Consider the following 17242-nt stretch of genomic DNA (forward strand, 5'->3'; position numbering starts at 1 on the left):
ATAAGTACGAGCGGTCGAGGGGTGCGAAGAAAGCTCAGCGTGTGTGGGATGAGGGTGTGAGAAGGCAGCCTCGTTATTTCGCGCAGTGGGAGTGGACGGTGCACGCTCCGCGTTCCTGGTGATCAGGGTGATAAGAGCCGTATGACGGGAGACTGTCACGTACGGATCTGTGAGGGCCGGGGGGTGAGATTCCCCCCGGCTACTCGGCGGGGACGGGTGGTTGAGGCCTGTGCCGGTTCGGGCTTCGCCCGAAAAACTGATCCTGTCGGCCTGACGGCCGATCCCTGCCCCTGCGCCGGAGCTTTGACGCCTGGCGGTGTCGCGGCTGGTCATTCGCCCCTGCGAACCCCGAACAGCACGGCCTGCGGCCGGTGGGGCCCCTGCGCCGGAGCCTATCGGTTGCGGGTGTCGCGGCTGGTCAATGCGCGCGGCGAAAACCCCGATGATCTTGCCCCTGTCTCCACCCTCGGCGGCCGAGAGTGGAGACAGGGGCAAGATCATTCCCATTGTGGTGCGCATTTGTCTGCTTTGCCCAAGAATGCGGACAGGGGTGGTATGGTCCCTTTTCTGGAAGGCTTCCTTTCGGGGGAAAAAAAAGGCGGATCTGGGTGTCCGGGTAAGTGTTTTCTCACCTCCCGGTTAGGTCCTTTCTGGGTGTTTCTTGATATCCTTAGGGTATGACTTCTTCTTTCGGGCAGTGCGGGGCCACGGCGGTCACTACGCCCGCTGTGGACGCCATGCGCACTGCCCGGGAAAAGATCGCCTCGGAAATGGCCGAGGTTCCCCCGGCGGGTGCGGCCGGTGAGGTCCTGGATGTGATCTCGCAGGTGTTTGAGGACTTCGACCGGGCCCAGCTTTCGATGCTGCTGCGCCTGGCGCAGCTGGAAGCGGCCGGGACGTTGTTGGAGGCGGGTGGGCAGAGGTCGGTGCAGAACTTGCTGATCCACTCGGTGGGGATGGCCCCGGGTGAGGCCAACGGGCGCGCCGAGCTGGCCCGGCGCCTGTTCGCCCAGGAACTTCCCGCCACCCGCGAAGGCCTGGACTCCGGGCTGCTGTCCATTGGTGAGGCGGTGGCGGTGTGCCGGACCGCTGACAGGGCGGTGGGCAAGCGCAACACCGAGCACCACCCGGACGCTGGTAGGTTTCGGCGGATCATCGAGGCCGGGATCTTGGCTTCCAAGGCCAAGGAGCCGGCGATGTCGGTGACCGACATCAACCGGCTGGGTAAGGAGCTGCTGGCCCGGCATAACCCGGCGGTGTTGGAGGAGGAGCACCAGGCCGCCTTCGAGGCCAGGGGTGCGCGTTTGTTGCGCACCTTTGATGGCACTCACCTGTTTGAGGCCTGGGGCACGGCCTTGGACGCTGAGATCTTGAAGTGTGTGCTGAAGGCGTACATGCCGCCCTTCGATGAGGACCGGTTGCACGTGTCGGCTTCGGAGCGGATGTATGACGCGTTCATGAACCTGGTGCGGTCCGCCTCCCACCCCACCGACCCCGAGGGCGCCGAGGGTGCCGACGGTAAGGGGGGCAAGGGTGGCCCGGGTAAGAAGCGTGCTGCGGTGGCGATGATCAACATCTTGGTGCCTCTGCCCACCTTCCTGGGCCTCCGAGCTGAGGGTGAGGGCAAGGCAGCTGGCCCGGCCACCACGCAGGATGGGCAGGTGCTGTCCATGGCCGCGATCCGTGCCTTGGCCCCCAACAGTGTGCTGCGTCGGATGATCACCTCCCCGAAGGGGGAGACGGTGTTGGACGTGGGCCGTACCCAGCGCGATGCCACGGGTGCTCTGCGGGATGCGGGGATGGTCGGTCACACCACCTGCGCCTGGTACCAGGGGTGCAACACCCCGGCCAGCGGGTCGGAGGCCGATCACAAGAGGAGTTTCTCGGCCGGCGGGTCGACGAGCGCGGACAACATTCAGCCGTTGTGCTCGGACCACAACCGGTTGAAGTACCGCAGGGAGACCAACCCGGAGCGGTCCACGTGGCAGGGCCGCCCCTCCCACCGCAACCGGAACAACAACAAGGACAAGGGTGGGGGTAAGGACCCGCCTGGGGACCCCGAGCCAGCCCTCACGCCCACCCCGACACCTGAGGAGCGGTAACCGCCCGCCAAGGCCCTACCGCCCCACGCCCCGATGCCCCGGCACCCTCCCGAGGGGTTCGCCGCCCAGAATGACCAGCCGCGACACCCTCAACCGGTGTGCTCCGGCGCAGGGGCCCCACCGGCCGAAGGCCGTGCTGTTCAGGGTCCGCAGGGGCGAATGACCAGCCGCGACACCGCCAGGCGTCAACGCTCCGGCGGAGTGGCAGGCATCGGCCGCCAGGCCGACGCAGTTATCGGGCGAAGCCCGAGTATTTCCGCTCGGACCTCAACCACCCGTCCCCCTTTCCCGATAGCCGCCAACCTGCCGTCGCAGCGGAGCGGGTCAAGGTGGAGCGCCGTTGATGCGCGAAGCGCTCGATGGCGACGACCTTGAGGCGCGTAGCGGAGACGGCCACAATCGGGCGGCGGGAAAGGAGGACACCTGTACCAACAGGGAACCCTGGCCATGGGGCGACTATCCCCACCAACAGGGAACCCTGGCCATGGGGCGACTATCCCCACCAACAGGGAACCCTGGCCATGGGGCGACCATCCCCACCAACAAGGAACCCCGTCACACGTGCCAGCCCAACCCAACGGAGCAACCCCGAACGCCCTAAGGCAACGGTCCGGCTCCGGTGCGGTGGCGCGGCTCACCCCGCGGCGGGGGTGCGGGCGCCTATCCTGGGGTGGTCAGCACCGCTCACAGCAGGGGAACCGATCGATGCACGTTCTGCTCACCGGTGGCGCCGGGTACATCGGCTCCCACACCGCCGTCGAACTCCTCCAGGCCGGGCACGAGGTCGTGGTGGCCGACTCGCTCGTCAACAGCCACGAGGAGTCCCTGCGCCGGGTGGAGCGGATCACCGGACGCTCGCTCGCCTTCCACCGGGCGGACTGCGCCGACCCCGACGCGATGCGCGAGATCTTCGAGCGGCACGACATCGACGCGGTCATCCACCTGGCCGGACTCAAGGCCGTGGGGGAGTCCACCGAGCAACCCCTGCGCTACTACCGAAACAACCTCGACGCGCTACTGACCCTGTGCGAGACCATGGACGCCGCCGGGGTACGCGACCTCGTCCTCAGCTCCTCGGCCACCGTCTACGGCGACCCGGAGCGCGTGCCCATCACCGAGGACTCCGGGCTGTCGGCCACCAACCCCTACGGCAGCACCAAGCTGTTCGCCGAGGGGATCCTGGACGACCTGGCCACCGCGGACCCGCGCTGGAGCATCGTCTCCCTGCGCTACTTCAACCCCATCGGCGCCCACCCCAGCGGCCTGATCGGCGAGGACCCCCAGGGCGTCCCCAACAACCTCTTCCCCTACATCGCGCAGGTGGCCGCCGGCCGCCGCGAGCGGCTCAACGTGTTCGGCGACGACTACGACACCCCGGACGGCACCGGTGTGCGCGACTACCTGCATGTGGTGGATCTCGCCAAGGGCCACCTGGCCGCCGTGGACCACCTAGCCGACGCCGCCGGGCACCGCGTCTACAACCTCGGCACCGGACAGGGCACCTCGGTCTTGGAGAGCCTGCGCGCCTTCGAACGGGCCACCGGCACACCCATCCCGTACGAGGTCGTCGACCGGCGCCCCGGCGACATCGCCGTCTGCTACGCCGACCCGGCCGCCGCCATCCGCGACCTGGACTGGAAGGCCGTGTTGACCGTGGACGACGCCTGCCGGGACGCCTGGCGCTGGCAGTCCACCAACCCGGGCGGCTTCGCGGGCTGACCCGCGTGCGGTTCCGCACGTCCCCCCAACGTCCCGACTACGGCAACTGCCTGCCGCCCACGCCTTAGACTGGACGGACATCCCATTTATCTGCGGAAGGTCCTCCGTCGTGTCCGTTGGTGCTGACAGCACGTTCGACACCGTCCTCGTCGTCGACTTCGGTGCGCAGTACGCGCAGCTGATCGCGCGACGGGTGCGGGAATGCCACGTGCACAGCGAGATCGTGCCCTCGACCATGCCCGTCGAGGAGATGCTCGCCAAGAAACCCAAGGCCATCATCCTCTCCGGCGGCCCTTCCTCGGTGTACGCCGAGGGCGCCCCCAGCGTGGGTGCCGAGCTGTTCCAGACCGGGGTCCCGACCTTTGGTATCTGCTACGGCTTCCAGGCCATGACCCGCGCCCTGGGCGGGGTCGTGGACAAGACCGACCTGAGCGAGTTCGGCCGTACCGAGCTGTCGGCCGACATCGACTCCCTCCTGTTCGAGGGGCTGCCCGAGGACCTGAGCGTGTGGATGTCGCACGGCGACTCCGTGGTCCAGGCCCCCGACGGCTTCAAGAGCACTGCCAGCACCGCTGGCGCCCCGGTCGCCGCCTTCGAGGACACCGGCCGCGGCCTGTTCGGCGTGCAGTTCCACCCCGAGGTCATGCACACCGAGCACGGCCAGGACCTGCTGCGCCGCTTCCTTTACGAGGGCGCCGGGTGCCGCCCGACCTGGACGATGGTCAACATCGTCGAGGAGCAGCTGGAGCGCATCCGCGGGCAGATCGGCGACAAGCGCGTCATCTGTGCCCTGAGCGGCGGCGTCGACTCCGCTGTGGCCGGCGCCCTGGTTCAGCGCGCCGTCGGCGAGCAGCTCACCTGTGTGTTCGTCGACCACGGCCTGCTCCGCAAGGGCGAGGCCGAGCAGGTCGAGAAGGACTTCGTCGCGATCACCGGCGCCAAGCTGAAGGTCGTCGACGCCGAGGAGCGCTTCCTCGCCGCGCTGGCCGGGGTCAGCGACCCCGAGGAGAAGCGCAAGATCATCGGCCGCGAGTTCATCCGCGTCTTCGAGCAGGCGGCCCGCGAGGTCGTGGCGGAGAGCGGCGAGGGCGCCGAGGTCGAGTACCTGGTCCAGGGCACCCTGTACCCGGACGTCGTCGAGTCCGGCGGCGGCACAGGCACGGCGAACATCAAGTCGCACCACAACGTGGGCGGGCTGCCCGAGGACCTCCAGTTCACCCTGGTGGAGCCGCTGCGCGAGCTCTTCAAGGACGAGGTGCGCAAGGTCGGCGAGGAGCTGGGCCTGCCGCCCGAGATGGTGTGGCGCCAGCCCTTCCCCGGCCCGGGGCTCGGTATCCGGATCATCGGATCGGTGAACCGGGAGCGCCTGGAGATCCTGCGCGAGGCCGACGCGATCGCCCGCGAGGAGCTGACCCGCGCGGGCCTGGACCGCGATATCTGGCAGTGCCCGGTCGTCCTGCTCGCCGACGTGCGCTCCGTGGGCGTCCAGGGCGACGGCCGCACCTACGGCCACCCCGTGGTGCTGCGGCCGGTCAGCAGCGAGGACGCGATGACCGCCGACTGGTCGCGCGTTCCGTACGAGGTGCTCGCCCGCATCTCCAACCGGATCACCAACGAGGTGCGCGAAATCAACCGCGTGACGCTGGATGTGACCAGCAAGCCCCCGGGCACCATCGAGTGGGAGTAGGGCGAGCGGGGTAGGACCGCACCCCAGGGCGGTAGGACCAGCCCGGGGCGGTCGCCCCAGCCGCCCGCGGCTCCCCGCACGAAGCGACGGGTCCCGGCACACGGAAGGTGTGCCGGGACCCGTTCGTCATGGGGCCGCCGCCGTGACGGTTCACTACTCGAGGACCGCGTCGACCTCGACGGGGGTGGGCGGGGCGTCGGCGTCGTGGGTGAGCTCCAGGACGGCGGGCTCCTCGTCGGAGCTGACACCGACGAACACCAGCTCGCCCTCGGCCCGTTCATTCGGTCCGATGGGTGACCAGAGGCTCTCCTGGGACCCGGTGGAGGTGGGCGTGTGGGCCTCGAACCTCTCGTCGCTGTCGGTGATCAGCTGCTGTTCCCGAGAGCTGAAGTGGATGTTGTCGTCACCCAGGTTCTCCAGTTCGAGCTCGGCCACGCAGTACAGGCCCCCGGTGATCTGGGACCGGCCGGGCAGGTCCTCGACGCAGCTGACCTTCGTGACGTAGTACAGGGCCGTCTCGTCCTCGGAGAGCGCCATGCCGTCGGTGAGCGCCGACTCGGACGGCTCCATGTCGCCGACGTTGTCGTCGGGGGAGTCGGCTCCGGACGTCGGGCCGCTGTTCCCGGGAGCTTCCTCCTCGGCGCCGCCACCGCCCAAGCTGAGAGGGCCCGCCACCATGAAGACCATGAGCAGGAGGACGATCAGCAGGCCGATGCTGGCCAGGGACACGGCCAAGTAGAGCCCGTTCCGCCGGCCGGGTGCGGTGGGCCGGTGCGGCGGCGGTGGGACCGGCGGCACGTACGGCTGCGGCCCGCGCTGCTGCTGGTCGTTGGGCGCCGCCATCGGGATGGGGCCGGTCTGGGCGGGGTGCTGCACGGGCGGTGGACCGCCCTGCCCGTGCGGGTGAGGTGCCGGCGGCGGAGGCCCAGTGGGGTGACCGGCCGCAGGGTGCCCTGGAGGCGGCCCCTGCTGGGGCCTGGCGTAATTGCCCGTCTGGTGCGGGGGCGGCGGCATCGGCGGGGCGGCCTGGTAGTGGCCGGGGGCCGGGTGCCGCATGCCCGTCATGGTCTGGTGCGCCGGGTGGGGCATGCCGTGGGGCGGTCCGGGCGGCATCGGCGGCAGGTTGGGCCGCCAGGACTGGTGCAGGGCGTGGGACACCATGTCGTTGGGGTTGGTGGTGTCTTCGCCGCCGGCGAGCTCCAGCAGGAGGTCCTGCGCGGTCGGGCGGCGGCCCGGCTCCTTGGCCAGGGCGCGCGCCACGAGGCGGTCCAGCGGGCTGTCGAGGTTGCCGATCTGGGGTTCGGCGAACAGCACGCGCTTGCCCAGGGTCATGGCGTCGCCGTTGCCGAAGGGGTGCGTGCCGTTGCCGGCGAAAGCGACCAGACAACCCCAGGCGAAGATGTCCGCCGAGGTGGTGACCTGCTCCTCCAGGAGCTGTTCGGGCGCCATCCAACCGGGGCTGCCCATGACGATGCCGGTCTGGGTGTGGTTGGTCGCGGTGTTCATCGCGCGGGCGATACCGAAGTCGATCACCCGGGGGCCGGAGATCGACAGCAGTACGTTGGCCGGTTTGAGGTCGCGGTGGACCAGACCGGTGCGGTGGATGGCGGCGAGCGCTGCGGCCACCCCCAGGGCGAAGCCGTGCAGTGTGGAGGAGTCCAGCGGACCGTTCTCCGCGATGTGCTCGGCCAGGGCCGTGCCCGCGATGTACTCGGTAACCATGTAGGGACGGTTCTCGAACGTCCCGTGGTCGAGCACCTTCGCGGTGCAGAAGGAGGCGACCTTGCGGGCGTTCTCCATCTCGTCGCGGAAGCGCGCCCGGGTCTGCTCGTCGAAGGCGAGCTCCGGGCGGATGACCTTGATGGCTACCTGATTGTTCTTATCCGGAGCACTGCCCAGGTAGACGGTTCCCATCCCGCCGCTACCCAGTTTCCCGGACAGCGCGTAAGGGCCGATGGTGGCCGGATCTCCGGCGACCAGCGGTTCCAGGTTCTTCGGGAGCCCATCCGACGGCAAGCGACCCTCCCCGACGGTGTCCAAACTCCGCCTTGCCCCAAGGTAGCGGTGTTTGTGCCCTGATTCCCACTCACGGGCCGGATTGGGCCGTTCTGGGTGCGGGCGGTAATTGACATGACAGTGGTGACGAGTCCGGGATCTCCGGGTCCCGCTCTCCTTGGCGCGGGTGTTGTCGCCGGTGGGAGACGGTGAACACGGAGATCCCCGACTGGGGGTGTGTGTTCACACAAGGTGGGGGTTCCTTTACGATTGGGGACTCGTGACCGTTAATACCACCGTAACCGTGCGGGTCCCCGCGAAGGTGAACCTCCAGTTGGCGGTGGGGCCCAAGCGTGAGGACGGGTTCCACGACCTCGTCAACGTGTTCCACGCCGTCTCACTGTTCGACGAGGTTACCGTCAAGGCGGTGCCTACGCGTCAGCCCAGGGCCCTCACCGCGCTGACCGCCAGTGGCCAACTGGGATCGCACCTGGCCAGAGTGCCCTTGGACGAGAGTAACCTCGCGGCCCGCGCCGCTTCGTTGCTGGCGGAGGAGACGGGCCAGGGCACCCCGGTCGACATCCACCTCGACAAGCACATCCCGGTGGCCGGGGGCATGGCCGGCGGCAGTGCGGACGCGGCGGCGGCCTTGGTGGCCTGTAACCGGTTGTGGGGCTGCGGCCTGACCCGGGGGCGCCTCCTCGATCTCGCGGCCCGGATCGGCAGCGACGTGGCCTTCGGGCTGGTCGGTGACACCGCGGTCGGAACCGGCCGCGGGGAGTTCCTGGAGCCGATGGCCAGCCCCGGGCGTTACCGCTGGGTGTTCGCCCTCTCCACACGGGGTCTGTCCACGGCAAGGGTCTTCGGGGAGTACGACCGGATGCGTCCGGACGCCCCCGAGCCGCGCCTGGACGGGGCGTTGGCGAAAGCGCTGGCCACCGGTGATGCCGAGGCGCTGGGCCGTTCCCTGACCAACGACCTCCAGCCCGCGGCGGTCTCCCTGCTGCCCGAACTCGAACGGACACTGGACACGGGCCGGTCGGCCGGGGCGCTGGGCGCCCTGGTATCCGGTTCCGGTCCCACCTGTGCCTTCCTGGTCGGCGGCGGAGACGAGGCATCGGCTGTGGTCACTGAACGGGAGGCCGAGGTGGTCTCCGCGCTGGAGGCCACGGGGCTGTGCGAGCAGGTGGTCGCGGCGGACGGCGATGTCCCGGGAACCACGATTCTCTAGCCTCGGATGTGTGAGGTAAATCACCTGGGCCGGCGCCGCGATCGCCCGCCTCTCCGCCCTTGACCTCAAGTTTGGTTGAGGACGAAGACTGGCGAACATGACAGCCGCAGCACTCTCCAGGTACGCCGACCTCCCGGCCCTCATCGGGCTGATGGAGGGGGACGACAAGCACACCGACGCCTCCAACTCCACCCTCGACGTCCTCTGGGTGCTCTACGACCGGATCCTCGAGGTCACGCCGAGCACCGCAGAAGACCCGGCCCGGGACCGGTTCCTGCTCTCCAAGGGACACGGGCCGGGCGCCTACTACGCGATCCTCGCCGCCAAGGGCTTCCTCGACGTGCCCACCCTGCGCGGCTGGACCAGCTTCGACTCACCGCTAGGCCACCACCCCGACCGGGTCCTCGCCCCCGGTGTCGAGATCGGCAGCGGTTCCCTGGGCCACGGAATGCCGCTCGGCCTGGGCACGGCCCTCGGCCTGCGCGCCCAAGGTGTGCGCAGGGCCGACGGCACCGAACCCCGCGTGGTGGTGCTGGTCGGCGACGGCGAACTCGACGAGGGCAGCAACCACGAGGCCATCGCCGCCGCGGCCCGCTTGGGCGCCGACAACCTCACCGTCGTGGTCATAGACAACGCCTCCGCCAGCCACGGCTGGCCGGGCGGGATCGGCAGCCGCTTCGAGGCCGAGGGGTGGGAGAGCCGCGAGGTCCAAGGCCGCGACCACAACGCACTCCACGAGGCGTTCGCCCCGCCCAGCACCGGACGGCCCCTGGCCGTCGTCGCCCGCGTCCGCAACGGAAGCTAGAGGAGCCAGGCCATGCGTGAGACCTTCATCGCCACCGCCGAACGGGCGCTGGACCAGGATCCCCGAACCGCCGTCGTCCTCGCGGACATCTCAGCGGAGCGGTTCCGCCGAGCGTCCATCGCCCACCCGAACCGCGTCATCAACCTGGGCATCCGCGAACAGGCCATGATCGACGTGGCCGGGGGCCTGGCGCTCACCGGCATGCGCCCGATCGTGCACAGCTACGCACCGTTCCTGGTCGAGCGCCCCTTCGAACAGATCAAGATCGGGCTCACCCACCAGGACGTCGGCGCGGTCCTGGTGAGCATCGGCGGCTCCTACGATGCCTCGAACGCGGGCCGCACCCACCAGTCACCCGGCGACGTGGCCCTCCTCGACTCCCTACCCGGCTGGACCGTACACGTGCCCGGCCACCCCGACGAGGTCCGCGACGTGTTGGAACGGGCGATCCCCGGTGACGACCGCGTCTACGTGCGCCTGTCCGGCGACACCAACCGCGCGCCCCTGCTGGTCGGTCCCCGCCTCAACGTCCTGCGCACCGGCTCGCCCCGCTCGGCCGGGGTGGTGCTGGCGGTCGGCCCGATGCTGGACCGGGTCCTGGAGGCCACCGCCGACCTCGACGTCACCGTCGCCCACACCGCCACCGTGCGGCCCTTCGACCGCGAGGGCCTGAGCAAGCTGACCGCAGCCGCGGGCAACGCAGACGTGCTCCTCGTGGAGCCCTACCTACGGGGCACCTCCGCCCACGAGGTGTCCGAGGCCCTGTCCGACCGGCGCCACCGCCAGCTCTCCCTGGGCGTGGCACGCGACAGCGAGTTGCGTGCCTACGGAACCCCGTCCGAGCACGCCAGCGCCCACGGTCTGGACACCGAGGGAATCGCCAAGGCCGCCAGGGACTTCTTCTTGGTATAGGCCTTCCTTAGGAGGGCCCTCACCTACACGGACCCGCCCGGGGCCTTGCGTGGTACGGCCCCGGGCGTTCCCCCGCCGCAGGAACCTCCCAGCGCCGCGCGGTCCGTGCACCTCTGCCGGGACCGCACAATGGAAGACGATGTCGAATCTGGTCAACCTTCAGGACGTGTCCCTGGCCTACGGGCCGCTCGTACTCCTCGACAAGGTCTCCCTTGGCGTGGACGAGGGCGAACGCATCGGTGTGGTGGGCCGCAACGGCGGTGGCAAGTCCTCCATGCTCTCCGTGCTCTCCGGCTTCACCGAACCCGACTCCGGCCGGGTCGTGCACAACCGGGGCCTGCGGGTCGGCTTCCTGCACCAGCGCGACGACTTCCCGGACAGCACGGTCGGCGAGTTCGTCCTGGGCGACCGGGCCGAGCACGAGTGGGCCGGTGACGCGCGCATCCGCGACATCCTGCGCGGGCTCCTCAGCGGCTGGGACCTGGACCTGCCGATGTCCGGCCTTTCCGGGGGTGAGCGCCGCCGCTCCGGCCTGGCGCGCCTGCTCGTCGGCGACCACGACCTCATCGCCTTGGACGAGCCCACCAACCACCTCGACATCGAGGGCATCGCCTGGCTCGCCGAACACCTGCGCGGCCGTCCCGAGGCGCTCGTGGTCGTCACTCACGACCGCTGGTTCCTGGACGCCGTGACCACCCGCACCTGGGAGGTCGGGCGCGGCACCGTCGAGCGCTACGAGGGCGGGTACGCCGCCTACGTGCTGGCCAAGGCCGAACGCGACCGCCAGGCCGCAGCCGCCGAGGACCGCCGCCAGAACCTCATGCGCAAGGAGCTGGCCTGGCTGCGCCGGGGAGCCCCCGCGCGCACCTCCAAGCCCAAGTTCCGCATCGAGGCGGCCAACCAGCTCATCGCGGACGAGCCGCCCGCCCGGGACACTGTGGAACTGGTCCGCTTCGCGAGTTCGCGCCTGGGCAAGACCGTCATCGACCTCAAGAACGTGTCGTACTCCGTGCCCGACCGCACGCTGCTGGACCGCCTCACCTGGCAGCTGGGCCCCGGCGACCGGGTCGGCCTGGTGGGGATCAACGGCGCGGGCAAGTCCACCCTTCTGAAGATCCTCGCCGAGGAGCGCGAGCCCGACGAGGGCACCGTGCGTACCGGGCGGACCGTGAAGCTGGCGCACCTGTCGCAGAACGTCACCGAACTCGACCCCAAGGCCCGCCCGCTCCAGACCGTCATGGACGTGCGCGAGCACATCACCATCGGGAAGCGGGACTACACCGCGAGCCAGATGCTGGAGAAGTTCGGCTTCCGGGGCGAACGGCAGTGGACGCCCAACGCCGACCTGTCCGGCGGGGAGAAGCGCCGCCTGCAGCTGCTGTGCCTGCTCATGGACGAACCCAACGTCCTGCTGCTGGACGAGCCCACCAACGACCTCGACATCGAGACCCTCACCGAGCTGGAGGACCTCCTCGACGGCTGGCCCGGCTCCCTCGTGCTCGTCAGCCACGACCGGTACTTCCTGGAGCGGATCACCGACCGCGTGCTCGCACTCATGGGCGACGGTTCGCTGGCGTTCCTGCCCGGCGGGGTCGAGGAGTACCTGGAGCGCCGCGCCGCCGGTGCCGCCGAGGCCACCGTGCCGCTGGGCGCCTCCGAGGCGGCCGCCTCCGAGGCCTCAGCGGACGCGCCCGCCGTCTCCCAGGCGGAGCGGCGCGCCGCCCAGAAGGAGATGCAGCGGGTCGAGCGCCGGATGGACAAGATCGCCAAGCGCGAGGCCCAGCTCCACGAGCAGATGGCCGCGGCGGCCGAGGACTACACCAAGCTCGCCGAACTCGATGCCGAGGCCAAGACCCTCGCCGCCGAGAAGGACGAACTGGAGATGGCCTGGCTGGAGCAGGCCGAGCTGATCGGCGACTGAACCTCTACCAGCGGCGGGCGCGGGTGATGAGGCCGACGGCGAGCACGGCGGCGCCGGTGGCGGCGCAGCCCGGACCCGCCCGTGAACGCGGGCCCTTCCCCGTGCGTACACACTCCTGACCGCCGCCCGGTGCGTGCCGGGCCGGACGACCTGAGGTTGGATGGAACGCCCCGAACGCAGGAGGAGAACGCGATGGCCGCCCTGGACGAGATTCCGGTGACGTTGATCGACGGACGCGAGACCACCTTCGGTGAGTGGTCCGGAAAGACGCGGCTCGTGGTGAACGTCGCCTCCCGCTGCGGGCTCACCCCGCAATACGGGGCGCTGGAGGAGCTCCAGAAGCGCTACTCCGAGCAGGGGTTCACGGTACTGGGCTTCCCCAGCAACCAGTTCCTCCAGGAGTTCGGCGGCGACGGCAAGATCGCCGAGTACTGCTCGATGACCTGGGGCGTTACCTTCCCGATGATGAGCAAGGTGAAGGTCAACGGCCGCGGCCAGCACCCGCTCTACAAGGAGCTGACCGAGACCGAGGACGCGGACGGCAAGGCCGGGAAGGTCAAGTGGAACTTCGAGAAGTTCCTCGTCCTGCCCGACAACACCGTCCACCGCTTCCGCCCGAGCACGGACCCGGACGCCCCGGAGATCGTCGAGCGCATCGAGCAGTCCCTCCCCGGGCAGGCCGAATAGGCGAAGCCGCCCTCTCACACAGCTGACCCGGCGGCCGAGGCGGTGTCCGGGGCTGCGGCGGTCTGCCCGCCTCAGGCCTCGGTGTTCTCGGCGAACACGACGAGGTTGTCCTCGTAGCTGCCCTCCTCGGGGTCGAAGGCGCCCGTGCAGGTCACCAGGCGCAGGACGTCGCCCCCGGATCCGCTGAACACCTCGAAGGTCGGGAACTCGTCGTAGGGGTGGACCTGCACGTCCACCACTTCGTAGGTGTGCGTACCGCCCTCTGCGTCGTCCACCTCGACAGTGTCCCCCTCGGCGAGTTCGTCGATCCGGGCGAAGACCGCCGGACCGTCGGTGGAGTCCACGTGCCCCAGCAGGACCGTGGGCCGCCCCTCGCCGGTGCGGCCGCCCTCCTCGTACCAGGACGCCAGGTCGAAGTCCTCCGGCACCTCCGCCGTCCCGTCCGGCCGCACACCCGTGTGCAGCAGCTCCGACTCCACGTCCAGTGACGGGATCCGGACGCCGGCCGGTTCGGGTCCCCGGGGCGCCGGGTCGGGCTCCTGGTCCGGCGGCGACAGGTTGTGCGAGGTGTGGTCGTGGCCGTCGTCGCCCTCTCCGTGACCGGACCCGTGCTCCTCGTGCGCGCCCTCGTGGTCCTGGGCGTCCCCGGCGTGGTCCGCGTGGCCCGCGCACCCGCCGAGGAACAGGGCCGAGGCCGCCAGAGAGGCGGTCAGGGCGCGCAGGCCCGACCCCGAACCCCGGGATCCGGAACGCTTAGGGACGGGCCGTTCAGGAACGCGCATGGCGACGCAGCAGCGCGAACGACGCCACCGCCGCCAGGAGCACGCCCGCCCCGGTGGCCGCGGCCGCTCCGCCGATCCCGGTGCTCTCCGGTGCCAGGCCGCCCGCGCCGGTGTCCACCCCGCCGTGCGGCACCTGGGTCAGCTGACCGCGGACCGCACCCATCGGGTACTCCTCGGTGTGCGTGTCCCCGTAGAACTGGTCCGGGTCGTCCTCGATCTGGGAGAGCGTGAAGCCCTCGCCGGTGTCCACACCGTCGTCGTCATCCAGCCCGGTGGTGAACGGCCCTTCCTGGCAGCCGGAGCTGCGCAGCATGCCGTCGTCGTCCTCCTCGGGGTCGGGGAAGGACAGCCGCGGCGGACCCTGCACGCCCTCGGGGCTCTCGTGGATGTGGGTCGCGGTGTCCGCGGGGCTCTCGTAGGGCGGGGTCACCCCGTCGAGCTCGATGTCCCAGCAGACGATCTCCTCGTCGCTGTTGACCATCACGTCGAAGGTCCCCGTGGCGCCCTCCTCGCCGGGCTCGGCGTCTCCGTCCTCGTCGACGACCGTGTCCGGCGTCGCCTGTGCGGTGAACATGCTGGTGAACTCGCTGGGCTCGGACACCTCGTCGTCGGCGTGCGCGACACCCAGGTTGAGACCGACGAGGGCCCCGGTGGCGACGGTCGCGACCGCCGTACCCGCGATGATCCTGAATCTGCTGCTCATGGCTTTCCCCTGACGTTCCCGCCCTTGGGCGGCGCGGTCTTTGGGGGTGTATACGAACAGCGGTGCCGATGTGTTCACCGTCACATCTAAAGGATGCGGGCGGGCGGAGCCGCGGCGGGGCCCGCCGACATCGGCGGACCCCTCTTTCCGTTCTGCTGTCGGGCCCTGCGTCCCGCCCTAGCGGACTTGGCTCTCGAAGACCTCGGCGATCTCCTGGGCCCCGGCCAGGTTGGTGTGGATGTCCGGGCCCTGCGCGACGTTGCACATCCAGGTCAGGTCGCAGATCCGCTGCAGGTTCACCGGCATATCCGTGTCGCTGTTCTCCGGAACGTCGGTGTTGGCGCCCTCGAAGACGGTGTCCACGTCGGCCACGTCGATCCCGGCAGCCTCGTAGGAGTCGGTCAGGGAGTCGTTCACCTCGCCGAGGATCTCGACGGTGCGGTCGGCCAGCTCCTCGTCGCCGTCTTCCGTGGACACGGCCCCGGCGTCTTCCTCGGTGCCCTCCGCGCCCTCGTCGCCTTCCGCTTCCTCCTCGTCCAGGAGGGCCAAGGCCAGGAACGGGTTGTAGTAGGTCATCGCGACGACCTGGGTGTCCGATCCGGCGGCCTCGGTCAGCCGGTCGGCGATCTCGGGGATCTCCGTCTCCAAGCGCTCCTGGCCGTCGGCCACACAGTCCTCGTCGACGCCGACGTCCTCGATGTCCAGCTCGATGTCGGGGTCGCGGTCCTCGTCGATGCCCTCAACGCAGTTGGTGAAGTTGTTCCCGCCGATGGTGACGGTGACGAGGCCGACCTGGTCGCCGTGCTCGTTCAGGAACTCCTCGGCCTGGTCAAGCTGCGAACCCTCTTCGTAGAGGGTGTCGCAGTGCGGGAGGCCTCCTCCGATGAAGGTCGTGGTGTCCTCGCCGCCGCAGCCCATGCGCTCGTGCTGGAGCGTGGAGTCCTCGTCCTTCAGGGAGCGGTAGAGGACGTCTGTGTACCCTTCCGAGGTCTCCTCGGCCTGGCCCTCTTCGTCGGGCTGTACGCCCACAGTCAGGGAATCGCCCAGGGACAGGTAGAAGCTCTGTGTGGTGTTCGCTTCGTCGTCGCCCCCACCGGAGCAGCCCGCGACCACCACGGCCGCGGCGACCGCGGCCATCCACCGGATTCTCAAAGTGCTCTCCAACCAAGACCCGTACTGGAAATGATGCGCGCCCAGAATGGCGGGTGTCCCGGTGAGCAGACGGATACCGCCGAGTAACTACCCTTGCGGACCGGTGGGCGTCCTGTCGAGGGGGGCCAGGAGGCATCTCAGTAACGATGCCAGCTGCTCGCGCTCGGCAGTCGGCATGGGCGCGAGGAGGGTCTCCTCGTAGCTGAGGAGGGAGGCCAGGGCGGCGTCGATCCGCTCCGCGCCCTGGTCGGTCAGCCGGACCAGGACACCGCGCTTGTCGGCGGGGTCGGGTCTGCGGCGGACGAGTTGCGCGGCGGCCAGGCGATCCACCCGGTTGGTCATGGTCCCTGAGGTCACCAGGGTGGCTCTCAGCAGGCGGCCGGGGCTCAGTTCGTACGGAGGGCCGGAGCGCCGCAGTTCGGCCAGGACGTCGAACTCCCAGGGCTCCAGCTCGTGCTCGGTGAAGACGGTGCGCCGGGCACGGTCCAGGTGGCGGGCAAGCCGTGACACCCGGCTGAACACCTCAAGGGGTGTCACGTCCACGTCCGGCCGTTCGGAGCTCCACGCCTCGATCAGCCCATCCACCTCATCGCGCATGGCACCAGCATATCTCTTGACATCAAGATAGTGGGGCGGGTATGCGATGCACACCCGCCCCACCGGTGACCATGGACGATGTCCCCTCCTGTGAGCAGCCCCACAGGAAGGGGCCGTCAGTCCGAACGCCGTCGGCGCGTGTCCAGCTTCGGCTTCGCCTCCAAGGACGAGAGCCCGTTCCAGGCCAGGTTGACCAGGTGCGCCGCGACCACCTCGCGCTTGGGCTTGCGCACTTCCAGCCACCACTGGCCGGTCAGCGCCCACATACCCACCAGGGCCTGCGCGTACATGGGGGCGAGCGCCGGGTCGTAACCCCGTTCGGCGAACTCGTCGGCCATGATGTGCTCGACCTGGCTGGCGATGTCGTTGATGAGGCTGGCGAAACTTCCGGTGCCGGAGGCGACGTGCGAGTCACGGGTCAGTACCCGGAACCCGACACTGTCCTCCTCGACGTAGCGCAGCAGGGCCAGAGCTGCCTTCTCGATCTTGCTCCGGGCGTGTTCGGCGGTCAGGGCCTCGCCCATCATGCCCAGGAGCGTACGCATCTCCCGGTCCACGACGACGGCGTAGATGCCTTCCTTACCGCCGAAGTGCTCGTAGACCACGGGCTTGGACACGCCGGCCCGTGCGGCGATCTCCTCGACGGAGGTCGCGTCGAACCCCCGTTCGGCGAACAGCTCCCGGCCGATCTCCAACAGCTGTTGCCGACGCTCCTTGCCCGTCATGCGCTTGCGGCGCACACGGGTCCTCTGCTCGCTGTCGGCTGCTCCCATGATGGTTACCGATCCTAGACCTTGACCCGCTTGGCTGCGAGCCGTTCGCTCTTGGGCCAGCGGACCTTGGTGGCCCAGCCGAACTTCTCGAACATCCAGATGACCCGGGCGGAGATGTCGATCTGGCCCTTGAGCACACCGTGGCGGGCGCAGGTCGGGTCGGCGTGGTGCAGGTT

The 17242-nt window shown here is 69.6% G+C and carries 14 protein-coding genes and 1 pseudogene; 8 read left to right on the forward strand and 7 right to left on the reverse strand.

The features are described 5' to 3' along the window. Positions 1–677: 677 nt before the first annotated feature. The 3 genes from ACYVDG_RS31405 (at position 678) to guaA (ending at position 5508) form a co-directional block, all read left to right on the forward strand. Entirely contained in the window at positions 678–2102 is a 1425-nt protein-coding gene (locus tag ACYVDG_RS31405; RefSeq protein WP_460763187.1) for an HNH endonuclease signature motif containing protein, read from the forward strand. Positions 2103–2807: 705 nt separating this feature from the next. Further along, positions 2808–3821 (forward strand): UDP-glucose 4-epimerase GalE, encoded by a 1014-nt coding sequence (galE, locus tag ACYVDG_RS31410; RefSeq protein WP_460763190.1) that lies wholly within the window; start codon positions 2808–2810, stop codon positions 3819–3821. A 109-nt stretch (positions 3822–3930) separates the two neighbouring features. Continuing rightward, positions 3931–5508, forward strand: a complete 1578-nt coding sequence (gene guaA, locus ACYVDG_RS31415; RefSeq protein ID WP_460763193.1) for a glutamine-hydrolyzing GMP synthase — start codon at positions 3931–3933, stop codon at positions 5506–5508. Positions 5509–5661: 153 nt separating this feature from the next. Here guaA and ACYVDG_RS31420 read toward each other — a convergent pair whose 3' ends face one another. Further along, positions 5662–7524, reverse strand: a complete 1863-nt coding sequence (locus ACYVDG_RS31420) for a serine/threonine-protein kinase (RefSeq protein ID WP_460763196.1) — start codon at positions 7522–7524, stop codon at positions 5662–5664. 259 nt (positions 7525–7783) lie between these two features. On the opposite strand from ACYVDG_RS31420, the gene ACYVDG_RS31425 reads away from it, so the two are divergent. The 5 genes from ACYVDG_RS31425 to ACYVDG_RS31445 all read left to right on the forward strand — a co-directional run bounded on the left by ACYVDG_RS31425 (position 7784) and on the right by ACYVDG_RS31445 (position 13059). Further along, positions 7784–8734 carry a 4-(cytidine 5'-diphospho)-2-C-methyl-D-erythritol kinase gene (locus ACYVDG_RS31425; protein WP_460763199.1) on the forward strand — a complete coding sequence of 317 codons (951 nt, stop codon included), beginning with the start codon at positions 7784–7786 and terminating at the stop codon, positions 8732–8734. A gap of 97 nt (positions 8735–8831) precedes the next feature. Continuing rightward, a complete protein-coding gene (locus ACYVDG_RS31430; RefSeq protein WP_460763202.1) occupies positions 8832–9539 on the forward strand; it encodes a thiamine pyrophosphate-dependent enzyme in 708 nt (235 codons plus the stop codon). 12 nt (positions 9540–9551) lie between these two features. Then, complete coding sequence (locus ACYVDG_RS31435) at positions 9552–10451, forward strand: transketolase family protein (protein WP_460763206.1); 900 nt, start codon at positions 9552–9554, stop codon at positions 10449–10451. Positions 10452–10590: 139 nt separating this feature from the next. Continuing rightward, complete coding sequence (locus ACYVDG_RS31440) at positions 10591–12372, forward strand: ABC-F family ATP-binding cassette domain-containing protein (protein WP_460763209.1); 1782 nt, start codon at positions 10591–10593, stop codon at positions 12370–12372. Positions 12373–12564: 192 nt separating this feature from the next. Then, on the forward strand, positions 12565–13059 hold the full coding sequence (locus ACYVDG_RS31445) for a glutathione peroxidase (RefSeq protein ID WP_460763212.1): 495 nt from the start codon (positions 12565–12567) through the stop codon (positions 13057–13059). A 71-nt stretch (positions 13060–13130) separates the two neighbouring features. Here the strand turns inward: ACYVDG_RS31445 and ACYVDG_RS31450 are convergent, their stop codons facing one another. The 6 genes and pseudogenes from ACYVDG_RS31450 to ACYVDG_RS31475 form a co-directional block, all read right to left on the reverse strand. Then, positions 13131–13841, reverse strand: a complete 711-nt coding sequence (locus ACYVDG_RS31450) for a class F sortase (RefSeq protein WP_460763216.1) — start codon at positions 13839–13841, stop codon at positions 13131–13133. Beyond that, positions 13828–14544 carry a CHRD domain-containing protein gene (locus ACYVDG_RS31455; RefSeq protein WP_460763220.1) on the reverse strand — a complete coding sequence of 239 codons (717 nt, stop codon included), beginning with the start codon at positions 14542–14544 and terminating at the stop codon, positions 13828–13830. Before ACYVDG_RS31455 ends, ACYVDG_RS31450 begins: the two co-directional genes overlap by 14 nt. Before the next feature lie 177 nt (positions 14545–14721). Further along, entirely contained in the window at positions 14722–15681 is a 960-nt protein-coding gene (locus ACYVDG_RS31460) for a GDSL-type esterase/lipase family protein (RefSeq protein ID WP_460763223.1), read from the reverse strand. A 102-nt stretch (positions 15682–15783) separates the two neighbouring features. Continuing rightward, on the reverse strand, positions 15784–16293 hold the full coding sequence (locus ACYVDG_RS31465; RefSeq protein WP_460763226.1) for a MarR family winged helix-turn-helix transcriptional regulator: 510 nt from the start codon (positions 16291–16293) through the stop codon (positions 15784–15786). 116 nt (positions 16294–16409) lie between these two features. Next, positions 16410–17066 (reverse strand): TetR family transcriptional regulator, encoded by a 657-nt coding sequence (locus ACYVDG_RS31470; RefSeq protein WP_460763231.1) that lies wholly within the window; start codon positions 17064–17066, stop codon positions 16410–16412. Between the two features lie 14 nt (positions 17067–17080). Beyond that, positions 17081–17242, reverse strand: a pseudogene (locus tag ACYVDG_RS31475) (acyl-CoA desaturase); the annotation flags it as partial.

The sequence above is a fragment of the Nocardiopsis oceani genome, from assembly GCF_054777395.1.